This window comes from Anaeromyxobacter terrae (assembly GCF_022690685.1).
Classification (GTDB): domain Bacteria; phylum Myxococcota; class Myxococcia; order Myxococcales; family Anaeromyxobacteraceae; genus Anaeromyxobacter; species Anaeromyxobacter terrae.
Genome location: NZ_JALCYY010000104.1, coordinates 1 through 10558 on the forward strand (window position 1 = coordinate 1; position 10558 = coordinate 10558).

Here is a 10558-nt window from a genome sequence, read left to right on the forward strand (position 1 = left end):
GCCGAGGGCGAGGAGCGCGAGCCCGCCGCCGGCGCCCGCGAGCAGCATCGCGCCCGCTGCGTCCGGCGCGCCCGGCGGCGGCACCGGGATGAGCGTGAGCGCCACCCTCCGGCGGCTCACGTTGCCGGCCGCGTCGGAGGCGACCACCTCGAGGTCGGCCGCGCCGGCGCGGGCCGCCGCCGGGACGTGCAGCTCCGCCACCCAGGCGCCGAGCGGCCCCTCCATCCGCGCCCGCGCGACCTCGCCCCACGGCGCGCGCACGAGCACCTCCTTCACCTCCATCGCGCCCTTCACCGCGTTCGCGAGTCCGCCCGGGCGCCCTGCCAGCGCGCGGAGCCGGGAGGCGGGCAGCGCGGGCTTGAGCGCGAGGCGGATCGCCTCGCCGGGCGCGGCGGTCGCCGGCGCCGAGAGCACCGCGATCGCCGCGGGCGTCGTGTCGACGCGGATGGACGCGGTCCGCTCCTCGCGCCGGCCCCCCGCGTGGTGGATCGTGATCCGCGCCTCGTAGCTCCCGTCCGGCCAGGCCGGCGGGACGAGGAAGCGCAGCACGAAGTCGCCGCGGAGCGGATCGCGGATCGCCTCGCGCGGGGCGGCCTCGAAGGGGAGCGCGACCGTCACCGAGACCGCGCTCGGCGGCGCCGCGACGCGCAGCTCCGGATCGCCGGGCTTCACGCGCGCGGGCGCGAGGTCCACCTCGGAGGCCGGGCCGAAGATGCCCTCGTGGGAGACGCCCTCGGGGAGCTCGTTCGGCACGAGCGCCTGCGCGAGCGGCAGGGACGGGTCCACGCGCAGGGCGCGCTCCACCGCGACGAACGAGGTGTACTGCGTCACGAGCTTGAAGCGCAGCGCGAGCGCGACCGTCTCCTCGATGGCAGCCGCGGCCGGCGCGACGGGCTGCGCGGTGAGGAGGTCGTCGATGCGGCGGCGCGCCCAGAGCGTCCCGAGGACCGGCTGACCCGTCCCCTCGCCCGCGTCCACGCGCGCCTCCGCGACCGCGACGCGCGAGGCCCAGGGCACCTCGCCGAGGCGGCCGCGCAGCACCACGTGCGAGGGGACCCCGCCCTGGACCCGCCCGGCGACCACGAGCGGCTGCCCGGCGAACAGATCCGGCAGGCGCGCCGGGAGGAGGTCCGTCACCGCGGCGCCCTCGAACCCGACCTCGAGGTCGGTGAGCACCGGGCGGTCGATCCGCTTGAAGAGCCGGGCCACCGCCGCGTCCGGCGGCTCGTCGAGCGACACCACCTCCGAGGCGCCGCGCCCCGCGCGGCCCACGCCCTCGACGAGGTAGCGGTTCACCGAGGTGCCGATGCCGAACCCGAACACGCGCGCCCGGCCGCGGAGCGCCTCGACCGCCGCGATGATCTGCGTCTCGTTGCCGATGAAGCCGTCGGTGCAGAACACCACCATGCGCAGCCGGCCCGGATCCTCGGGGGGCGTGAGAGCGGCGCGCACGCCCTCGAGCATCTCCGTGCCCCCGCCGCCCTCGAGCCGGGCGAGCCACTCCTTCGCGCGCGCGACCGCCGCCGGCGTGGCGGGGAGCGGCGCCTTCGTCATCGCCTGGGCCGAGCCGTCGAAGGCCACGAGCTGGAACGTGTCGTCCGGCCCCATCGCGTCGAGCGCCCGCAGCACGAGCGCGCGCAGGCGGTCGAAGGGCGCGCCCATCATCGAGCCCGACTTGTCGAGGAGGAACACGAGCTCCTTCGGCCGGACGAGCGCCGGGGCGACCTCCGCGGGCGGCTGCACGAAGAGCATGAGGAAGTCCTCGCCCTTCTCGCGCTGCACCACCGCGTGCGCCGCCGGAACCTCGCCGGCGGGCCGCCAGGTGAGGACGAAATCCTTGTTCGGGATGCGGTCGTCCTCGGCGAGCGCGACGAGCCGCGCGCCGCCCGGCTCGAGCCCGGTCACGACGCGGTGGCTCCGCGTCTCGACCTCGTCGAACGCGCCCCCGGGCACGAGCCGGACGAGGATGTCGACGTCGTGCCCGGAGCGCGCGCCCGGCGGAACGACGGGCGGCGTCACGCGCGACGCGTCCGGGACGCGATCGGTGTCGGGCGCCCAGCCCGGGCCGGCGGCCCCGCCTGCGCCGGCGGCGAGCCGCTCGCCGGGCACGTAGCGCGGGCCGATCGTCGTCGGGAAGTGGAACGCGTAGCGCCCGTCGTCGAAGGGGACCTCGTGCACGTAGCGCAGCACGACCGCGACGGTCTCGCCGGGCGGCACGTTCGCGACCGACTGGGTGAACAGGTTCGGCCGCTCCTGCTCGGTGAGCGCGGCGGTGCGGCCCTCGCGCTTCGCCGCCTCGTACGTCCGGCGCGCCTCCTCGCGGCGGCGCACCTCGGAGAGCACCACCCGGTCTCCGATGCGGAACAGCATGTCCGTGACCGCGGCGTTGGCGGGCAGCGGGAACGCGTAGATCGCCTCGAGCCGGTCGGGCGACGGGTTCGCGTAGAACTGGGTCACCTCGACGCGCGCGACGTTGCCGGTGACCTGCGCGACGACGCGGGTGTGCACGAGCGGGAACTCGAGGACCTCCTTCCCGTCGGAGGTGCGGCCGGTGAGGCGGGGCGTGAACGCCGCCGGCGGCTCCTCGGCGGCCGGCGACGGGCCGGGCTCGAGGGTCGCGGGCGAGGGCAGCGCCGCGACGAGGGCGGCGAGCCGCACGAGGTCGGCGCGCGGCAGCCTGGAGCGCTCCGCGGCGGTCGCGCCGGACGAGGGCGGCGGGTGAGCGGTGGACGGGACGTCCCGCGGGGCCGGACGCGAGCAGGCGAGCGCGAGCGCGGCGAGGACGGGGACGAGGAGGAAGCGGTTCGAGTGGAAAGCGGGCGATGGGCGCATGGGCCCTCCCTTTCCCGCTCCGTTGAGCAACCGCCGTGCCCCCGCGCGAACGTACGACCCCGCAGCGCTTTCCGTGCGCTGTGTCCGCCCGGCCACGTGGCGGAGGACGCGGAGACGCGGCCCCGCGCGGACCCGGGTCGCGCGGCGTTGTCGATGGCCGCCGCCCTCGCGACATTGAGGTAGGCGACCAACTGGAGGGAACGACGATGGGGATGCTCGACGCGCTGCTCGAGGGGCTCGGCCGGGAGAGCTTCGAGGACTTCACGCGCCGCTGGGAGCGCGGCGCTCCCTGGGACGAGCTCAGGGACGAGGAGACGATCGCGAACTACGACCGCGTGTCCGACGAGATCGGGCCGGCGGAGTTCCAGGAGGCGGCGCTCGCGAGCGTGGAGCGGCTCGCGCCGGAGGAGCGCCATCGCTTCGTGGAGGAGCTGCAGCGCAGCGCCCGCAGGTCCGACCTGAACTACCCGGGCGTCCACGACGAGGGGCTCGAGGATCCGCAGGCCCTCGCCGCGCTCCTCTCGCGCATGCACGGCGAGCGGCGCGGCATGATCCGCCAGCTCCTCGCCGCCAACGAGACGACGCCCGAGACCGGCGGCCTCCTGGCGAGCCCCGTGGCGCGCGCCGTCCTCGCCGGCATCGCCGCCATGGCCGTCCGGCAGTTCACGAGCCGCTCGAAGCGCAGGCGCTGACCGCGCCGCCGAGGTCGTCGAGGTGTCGAGCTTCTCAACATCCGACCCCTCGCGACACGGTCGAGCGCGTGCGACCGCGACTGGCAGGTTCACGCGCAGAGGACCCCGGCGGAGCCCCTCGCGCGCCGGTCCCCTGGTGCGGTGGGTGCGTGTCGGGAGGTGCTGTACCGAGCGTGCGGCATTAGACCGCGGGTTCAGCCCGTTCGCCGCGCCGCCCGCGGCCCCGCGCCATGTCGACCACCTTCGCCCGCCGGCTCTCGCTCTGGAAGCTCCTCGCCACCGCGACCGAGCCGCTCTCGCTCACCGAGCTCGCCCGCCGCTGCGGCGTCTCCAAGAACACCGCGCAGCGCGACCTCGACGCGCTCTCGGAGGCGGGCGTGCCCGTCGTGGAGGAGCGGCGAGGTCAGCGGCTCTACTTCAGCGTCGCCCCCGGCGAGTGGTCCCCTGCCGCCGGGCGAAGGCCCGCTCCACGGGGCGAGCGCCGGCGCTGAGGAAGTGGAGCGGAGCTCTTGGCGGGCGGAGCCCACGAGGCGCTCTCCGGCCCCACCGGCTCGCTCCGGCGCAGCTTCGTCCGGCTGCGCCTGGGTCGCCCCACGCCCGCGGTGAAGGACCGCAGCAACCGCCCCGGGAGCTGGAGCGGTCGTCTGATATCAGGGATCCGCCGGGGGGGAGGGCCGTGACGGGCGCGCGAGCGCCGGGTCACGGCCCTTTTTTCGTCGCGCGCCCCTCTCTCGGCTCCGCTCGCCCGGCCCGGCAAGGACGTGCGGCCGGCCAGACCGCACGTTCTTATGAAGGGCCTTTCATGGGGGCGAGCGCTTGAAGATCGGCACCTGGAACGTGAACGGCATCCGTGCGCGCGAGGCGCAGGTCGCGGAGTGGATCGCGCGCGAGCGGCCGGACGTCGTCTGCCTGCAGGAGATCAAGGCACCGCCGGCGCGCGTTCCCCCGTCGCTCTGCGAGCTCGAGGGCTACTGGTGCCTGTGGCACGGCGCGACCGCGTACTCCGGCGTCGGCCTCCACGTCCGGCGCGAGCTCGCGCCCGAGCGACCTGCCTTCGCGCACCCCGACTTCGACCTCGAGACCCGCATCGCCGTCGCCGAGGTGGCGGGAGTCACCGTGGCCTCGGTGTACGTCCCGAACGGCGGCAAGGACTTCCCGGCGAAGCTCCGCTTCCTCGAGGCGATGGACCGCTGGGTGGAGGCGGCCTGCGCCGCCGGCCGCCCGCTCGTCATCGCCGGGGACCTGAACGTCGCCCGCACGGACCAGGACGTCCACCCCAAGGAGCGCAAGGCGGGTGTCATCGGTCAGCGCCCCGAGGAGCGCGCCCTGATCGAGAAGATCCTCTCGCACGGCCTCGTCGACCTCGGCCGCGCGATGGACCCTCACAACGAGGGGCTGTTCACCTACTGGGCGCCCTGGCGGAACCTCCGCCAGCGCAACATCGGCTGGCGGATCGACTACGTGCTCGCGAGCACCGCGCTCGCGAGCCGGGCGACGCGCTGCGCTGTCCTCGCCGACTTCGGCACGAGCGACCACGCGCCGGTGGTCGCCGAGCTGGCGTGAGCGATGGGCCGGGGCCGTGGCGGCCCGGCACCCGTGATCGCGGCGTTCCGGATCGTGACCGTCAGCGCACCGCCGCGCGTGAGAGCTCGCGCGCTCAAACGAAGGGCTTCAACGCCTCCCCGTACCGCGCGACGAGCGGCGGCGGCGCGTCCACCTTCCGGCGTCTCACCATCGCCTCGAGCATGGTGGCGTTCGCCGGCGCCTTCCCCTCGAAGTGGTTGTTCGTGACCACGTAGACGTCGGGGTGCGCCGGGGCGGCGTCGAGGGCGCGGATCCGGTCCGCCCACGGCTCGAGCTCCTTCGCGGAGTACAGGTAGTCGTAGCGGGCATCCCGCCCCGCGCCCTTGCGGAACCAGTCCTTCCAGTTCCTCCCATGGACCCGCACGTAGGCGACGGGCGAGGTGACCGCGGCGCCGGGGCGGATCGAGTGGTGGAAGAGCGGCTGGTCCACGTTCACGATCCCGACCCCCGCCTCGGCGAGCTCGGCGTAGACGTCGGGGACGTCCCACGAGTCGTGGCGCACCTCGAGCACGAGCGGCAGCCCCGCGAACGCGCGGAAGAGCCCGCGCAGCCACTCCTCGTTCGCGTCGGTCCGCTTGAACGACCAGGGGAACTGGAGCAGCGCCGCGCCGAGCTTCCCCGCCGCGTGCAGCGCGTCGAGCGCTGCGCGCCCCTCCTCGACCTCCTTCGCGCCGTGGGGCTCCGCGCGCTCGTGCGTGAAGCGGCGCCAGATCTTCGCGCCGAAGCGAAACTCCGGGACGTCCGCGACGCGCTCGAGCCAGCGCGCCGCCACCTGCGCGGTGAAGGGCCGGTAGAACGTCGCGTTCACCTCGACGGTGCCGTAGTAGCCGGCGAGGAAGCGGAGCCGGTCGAACCCGCGCGGCTCGGGCCTGGGGTAGACGATCCCGCCCCAGTCCACGTACTCCCACCCCGCAGGCCCGAATCGGATCACACGCCCTCCGGGTAACGCCGGCGCGAGGACACGGGGAGGGCTCGGCCGGGGGGCGCCGGCGCGCGTCGGGCGGCTTCGGGACTCCTGCCCGGTCGCTGTCCGGGGTCCTCCCGGAGTAGAATCCCGGCGGGGGTGGGACCATGCCGGCGAGGCGTGACGAGAAGGAGCGCACCTACACGGCGCTGCCGAGCATTTCTGCGGCGTCCGAGCGGCACGGGTTCCTGCTCGTCCTCTCGGGCCCGCAGTTCGGGGACGTCTTCCCGCTGGCGCCCGGCCACGAGGTGGTCATCGGACGCCGCGAGGACGCGGACCTGCGCATCGTCGACGAGGCGGTCTCGCGGCGCCACGCCGCGGTGCGGGTCGAGGGAGCGGCCGTGGTGATCCGCGATCTCGGCAGCGCGAACGGGACCTGGGTCGACGGGAGGCGCGTCGTCGAGGAGACGCTCGCCGACGGGGCCCGCGTCCAGATCGGCGGCGCGACCACCCTCAAGCTCGTCTGGGCGGACGAGCTCGAGGCCCGCTGGCAGATGAAGATCGCCGAGGGGGCGCTCCAGGACCCGCTCACCGGCCTCTTCAACCGCCGCCACCTCGAGGAGCGGCTCGCCTCCGAGCTCGCCGCCGCGCAGCGCCACGGGCGCGAGCTCTCGCTGCTCCTCGCCGACGTCGACTACTTCAAGGCGGTGAACGACCGCCACGGTCACCTCGCCGGCGACGAGGCGCTCAAGATGGTCGCCTTCGTGCTCCGCGGCGCGATCCGCAAGGAGGACGTGCTCGCGCGCTACGGCGGCGAGGAGTTCGTGGTCGTCGCGCGCGAGACGGGGCTGCAGGGCGCGCGCGCCCTGGGGGAGCGGATCCGGCGCGCGGTCGAGCGGAGCCGCTGCGCCTGGCACGGCCACGACCTCGGCCTCACCGTGTCGATCGGCGTGACCGTCTCGATCGGCCTGGCGGAGTACGTGGCAGGCCGGAGCGATCGGGAGCTGCTCGAGGCCGCGGACCGCGCCCTGTACCTCGCGAAGCAGGCCGGGCGGAACCGCGTCATCGCGATCGCCGCCGGCGGCAGCGCCGCCGCCGCCGCAGAGGGCGGATAGCGCCCCCCTCGCGACACCGACGCCCGCCTCGCGGCGGTCCTCACGAGCGACCGACGTCCGGCGCGCGGCCGCGCCCCGCGGTGAACGGGGCGCGGCGCGCTCGACTCCTGGCGCCGTCAGCGCTGGGGCGCAGGCGGCGCAGCCCCGTCCGGCGACGGCGTGGTCCCGACCGGCGCCGCGGGCCCGCTCGCCGGCTGCGCCTGCTGCGCCCGGCGCGGATCGAACTCGCCCGCCACCTGCAGGAGCCTCACCGCCGCGAGCTGCGCCGAGAGCGACTCCGTCGTGAGGGCGATCTCCGAGTTGCGGAGCTGGGCGGTCGCGTCCGCCTGCTCGACGGCGGTCGCCGCGCCGGCGCGGTACGAGACGTCGACGAGGCGCTGGTTCTCGGCGGCGAGGTCGCGCTGCTCCTTCGCCTTCGCGGCGTTGGCGCGGGCGCTCTCGAGATCGAGGATCGACTGCCGCACCTGCGCGCGGACGCGGGCCTCGGCGCTCGCGGCGCTCGCCTCCGCCTCGGTGATCCGCGCGTTCCCCTCGCGGATCTGCGACTCGCGCAGGCCGCCGTCGAGGAGCGTCCAGGACAGGCCGAGCCCGGCCGCCCACTGGTGATCCTCGCCGGTGAAGCCGGCGGCGTTCTGGATCTGGTAGCGCCCGAACGCCGCCACGTTCGGCAGGTAGCGGCCGACGGAGGCGTTGCGGCTCGCGCGCTGGAGCTCGACGTTCCGGCGCGCCGCCTGGAGGTCGAGGCGCTCGCGGAGCGCCGCCTCCTCGAGCGTGCCGAGCACCTCGGGGAGGCGCGGCTCGGGCGGCGAGGTCACCTCGAAGTCGACGGGACGGTCGAGGAGCGTCGCGAGCGCGATGCGCGACGACTCGTACGAGTTCCGGGCGCGGCGCAGGTCCTGCTCCGCGCGCGCGCGGTCGATCTCTGCGCGCAGGAAGCCGACCTTGGCGATGGTGCCGGCCTGGTAGCGGACGCGCGCGTCGTTCTCCTGGCGCCGCGCGACCTCGAGGAGCCGCTCGGACACCTCCACCGACTGCTTCAGCGCGGCGACGCCGTAGTAGACCTGCGCCACGCCGAACATGATGTCGCGCCGGACGTTGTCGATGGTGAGCCGTGAGACGTCCTCGGCCTTCGACGCGGCGCGGATCCCGAACATGAGCGCGGGCGAGAAGAGCACCTGGCTCGCGTCCACCTGGCCGGCGAGCTGATCCTTCGCGAGGATCGTGATCTCCGGGCTGCCGGGGCCGAACGTGCCGGCGGGGAGCTTGGCGTCGGGGATGTTGTGCGTGTAGGTGCCGCTCCCGTTCACCTGCGGCAGGTAGCGGGACCAGGCCTGCACCGAGATCTCGTCGGCCTGGCGGAGCCGCGCCTGCGCGGCCTTGAGGTCGAGGTTGCGCGCGGCGGCGAGCTGCAGCGCCTGCTCGAGCGTGATGATCTCGCCGGCGGGCGCCGGCTGCGGCGCGGGCTGCGCCTCCAGGCTGGGCCGCGCGGGCGGGGCGCCCTGCGGCGCCGGCTGGCTCGCTTGCGGCTGCGGCGCGGGAGGGGCGCTCGGGGACGGCTCCGGCGCCTGCGCCACCGCGAGCGCGAGCACGGTCACTGCGGTCACTGCGTTCATGTCTCCTCCCGCCGGGTGGCGTGGGTGCGTGTTGCTACCTCGTGTCCGCCTGCGAACGCCGCCCCCCGGAAGGGGTCGAGCGGATCGCGCCGGGCGGTCACGGTGAAAGGGTCCGGTGCCGCCGGGTGCGGCGTGGAGCTTCGGGCGGCGCGCGTCATCTCCCGCCCTCCTCCGGGACGCCGAGGCGGAGGACGAGCTTGTCGAGGATCCGCGCGAGCGCCTTGCGATCCGGGGGGTCGAGCGCGGCGAGTATCACGGCGACCTTCTCCTCGATGTCGGCGTCGATGCGGCGGAAGAGCTGCTCGCCCTGGGCGGTGAGCCGCGCGCGGACGACGCGCCGATCCAGGGTGTCGCGCTCGCGGCGCAGCTGGCCGTCGCGCTCGAGCCGGTCGACGATCCCGGTGACCGTCTTCTCCGTCACCGCCACGCGCCGGGCGAGCTCGCCCATCGTGAGCGGGCCGTCCTGTCCGAGCCAGAGGAGCGCGTGGATCTGCGGCGGGGTGAGCTCCAGCTCCCCGCAGCTCGCGGCCACCGGGTCGCGCAGGGAGCGGCGCCGCGCCAGCGCGATCATCCGCTCGCGGAGCGCCCGCGCCTCGCGGCGAAGCTCGGGGTGCGAGATCTTCCGCATTGCGGACTGTCTCTAGGACGGGATGTCGGCCTCCGTCAAGAGGGAAACGACCGAGGCCTACGGCGTCCCGCCCAGATCCTCGATCTCCGCCTCGATGTCCTTCCGCTCGTCGGCGTCCGGCCGCAGCGCGAGGAACGCCTTGAACTCCTCGATCGCCCGCCGCCGCTCGCCGCGCTCCTTGTACAGGTAGCCGAGGTAGTAGTGCGGCATCGGGTTGTCCTTCTCCTCGCGCGCCGCCCGCTCGTACCAGGGGAGCGCCGCGCGCTCGCCCTCCGACTCGTGCAGCGCGCGCCCCAGCCGGTAGATCACCGGCACCGCCTTCGGCTCGGCCTTGAGCACCTCGCGGAACACCTTCGCGGCGTCCTCCGCCTTGCCGAGCCGGAGCTGGCAGTCGCCGAGCGCGATCCGCAGGCGCGAGACGCGCGGCGCCGCGGCGATCGCCTTCTCGTACGCGCCGACCGCCGCGTCGCAGCGGCCGTTCGCGGCGAAGAGGAGCGCCATCCGCTCGTGGGGATCCGCGCGCTTCGGGTCGGCCTTCGCGGCGGCGCGATAGGCCGCGAGCGCCTCCTCGAGCGCGTTCGCCCGCTCGAGCGCCGCGCCGAGGTGGAGCTGGTGGTCTGCGTTCGTGGGCTCGAGCTCGACCGCGCGGCGCAGCTTCGCCACGGCCGCCGGGGTCTCCCCCTTCGCGAGGAGCGCGCGGCCGAGCCACTGCTGCGCGTCGGCGAGCTGCGGCGCCTCGGCGGTGGCGGCGGTGAGGCGCTGCACGGCGCCGTCGACGTCGCCCCGCTCCAGCTTCACGGCGCCGAGCCGCACGAGCGCGCCCGCGTTCCGCGGCTGGAGCTCGACCGCCGTCTCGAGCGCCTTCTCCGCCCCGGGGAGATCGCGGGCCGCCCAGAGCAGCGCGCCGAAGGTGACGTGCCCCTCCGCGTCGCGCGGATCGAGCGTGAGCGCGCGCTCGAGCCGCGCCCGCGCCCCGGCCGCGTCCCCGCGGGCGAGCGCGATGCGCGCGAGGCCGGTCTCGGCGGCGGCGCACTCGGGATCGACCGAGAGCGCGTGGCGGTAGGCGGCCTCCGCGCCGGCGGTGTCGCCCCGCGCGAGCCCGAGCTCGCCCCGCGCCGCATGGACCGCCGCCACGCGCGGCGCGCGCTCCACCGCGGCGGCGAGCTCGGCCTCCGCGACGTCGAGCTGGC

At 75.5% G+C, this 10558-nt stretch carries 9 protein-coding genes; 4 read left to right on the forward strand and 5 right to left on the reverse strand.

Annotated elements, in window-relative coordinates:
- On the reverse strand, positions 1–2832 hold a 2832-nt coding region (locus MNY62_RS24620; protein ID WP_242346977.1), incomplete at its 3' end, for a VIT and vWA domain-containing protein.
- A 206-nt stretch (positions 2833–3038) separates the two neighbouring features.
- On the opposite strand from MNY62_RS24620, the gene MNY62_RS24625 reads away from it, so the two are divergent.
- From MNY62_RS24625 to MNY62_RS24635, 3 genes are all read left to right on the forward strand, one after another.
- Positions 3039–3524, forward strand: coding sequence for a hypothetical protein (locus MNY62_RS24625; protein ID WP_242346978.1), 486 nt, complete (start codon positions 3039–3041; stop codon positions 3522–3524).
- A 230-nt stretch (positions 3525–3754) separates the two neighbouring features.
- Positions 3755–4015: an HTH domain-containing protein gene (locus tag MNY62_RS24630; RefSeq protein ID WP_242346979.1), complete on the forward strand. Its 261-nt coding sequence runs from the start codon at positions 3755–3757 to the stop codon at positions 4013–4015.
- A gap of 325 nt (positions 4016–4340) precedes the next feature.
- The gene (locus MNY62_RS24635) at positions 4341–5087 is read left to right on the forward strand and encodes an exodeoxyribonuclease III (protein WP_242346980.1); all 747 of its coding nucleotides are present in this window, start codon (positions 4341–4343) and stop codon (positions 5085–5087) included.
- Positions 5088–5181: 94 nt separating this feature from the next.
- Here MNY62_RS24635 and MNY62_RS24640 read toward each other — a convergent pair whose 3' ends face one another.
- Positions 5182–6039 (reverse strand): DUF72 domain-containing protein, encoded by an 858-nt coding sequence (locus tag MNY62_RS24640; RefSeq protein ID WP_242346981.1) that lies wholly within the window; start codon positions 6037–6039, stop codon positions 5182–5184.
- Positions 6040–6179: 140 nt separating this feature from the next.
- Between MNY62_RS24640 and MNY62_RS24645 the strand changes: the two genes are divergently transcribed.
- Entirely contained in the window at positions 6180–7127 is a 948-nt protein-coding gene (locus MNY62_RS24645) for a diguanylate cyclase (RefSeq protein ID WP_242346982.1), read from the forward strand.
- A gap of 116 nt (positions 7128–7243) precedes the next feature.
- Here the strand turns inward: MNY62_RS24645 and MNY62_RS24650 are convergent, their stop codons facing one another.
- The 3 genes from MNY62_RS24650 to MNY62_RS24660 all read right to left on the reverse strand — a co-directional run.
- On the reverse strand, positions 7244–8740 hold the full coding sequence (locus MNY62_RS24650) for a TolC family protein (protein ID WP_242346983.1): 1497 nt from the start codon (positions 8738–8740) through the stop codon (positions 7244–7246).
- Positions 8741–8894: 154 nt separating this feature from the next.
- Complete coding sequence (locus tag MNY62_RS24655; protein WP_242346984.1) at positions 8895–9368, reverse strand: MarR family winged helix-turn-helix transcriptional regulator; 474 nt, start codon at positions 9366–9368, stop codon at positions 8895–8897.
- Between the two features lie 57 nt (positions 9369–9425).
- Positions 9426–10558: tetratricopeptide repeat protein (locus MNY62_RS24660; RefSeq protein ID WP_242346985.1), on the reverse strand; the 1133-nt coding region annotated here is incomplete at its 5' end.

Excerpts from the sequence above, each read along its gene's own strand:
- MNY62_RS24625 (WP_242346978.1), top strand. The coding sequence starts at position 3,039 with ATGGGGATGCTCGACGCGCTGCTCGAGGGGCTCGGCCGGGAGAGCTTC.
- MNY62_RS24630 (WP_242346979.1), top strand. The coding sequence starts at position 3,755 with ATGTCGACCACCTTCGCCCGCCGGCTCTCGCTCTGGAAGCTCCTCGCC.
- MNY62_RS24645 (WP_242346982.1), top strand. The coding sequence starts at position 6,180 with ATGCCGGCGAGGCGTGACGAGAAGGAGCGCACCTACACGGCGCTGCCG.
- MNY62_RS24650 (WP_242346983.1), bottom strand. The coding sequence starts at position 8,740 with ATGAACGCAGTGACCGCAGTGACCGTGCTCGCGCTCGCGGTGGCGCAG.
- MNY62_RS24655 (WP_242346984.1), bottom strand. The coding sequence starts at position 9,368 with ATGCGGAAGATCTCGCACCCCGAGCTTCGCCGCGAGGCGCGGGCGCTC.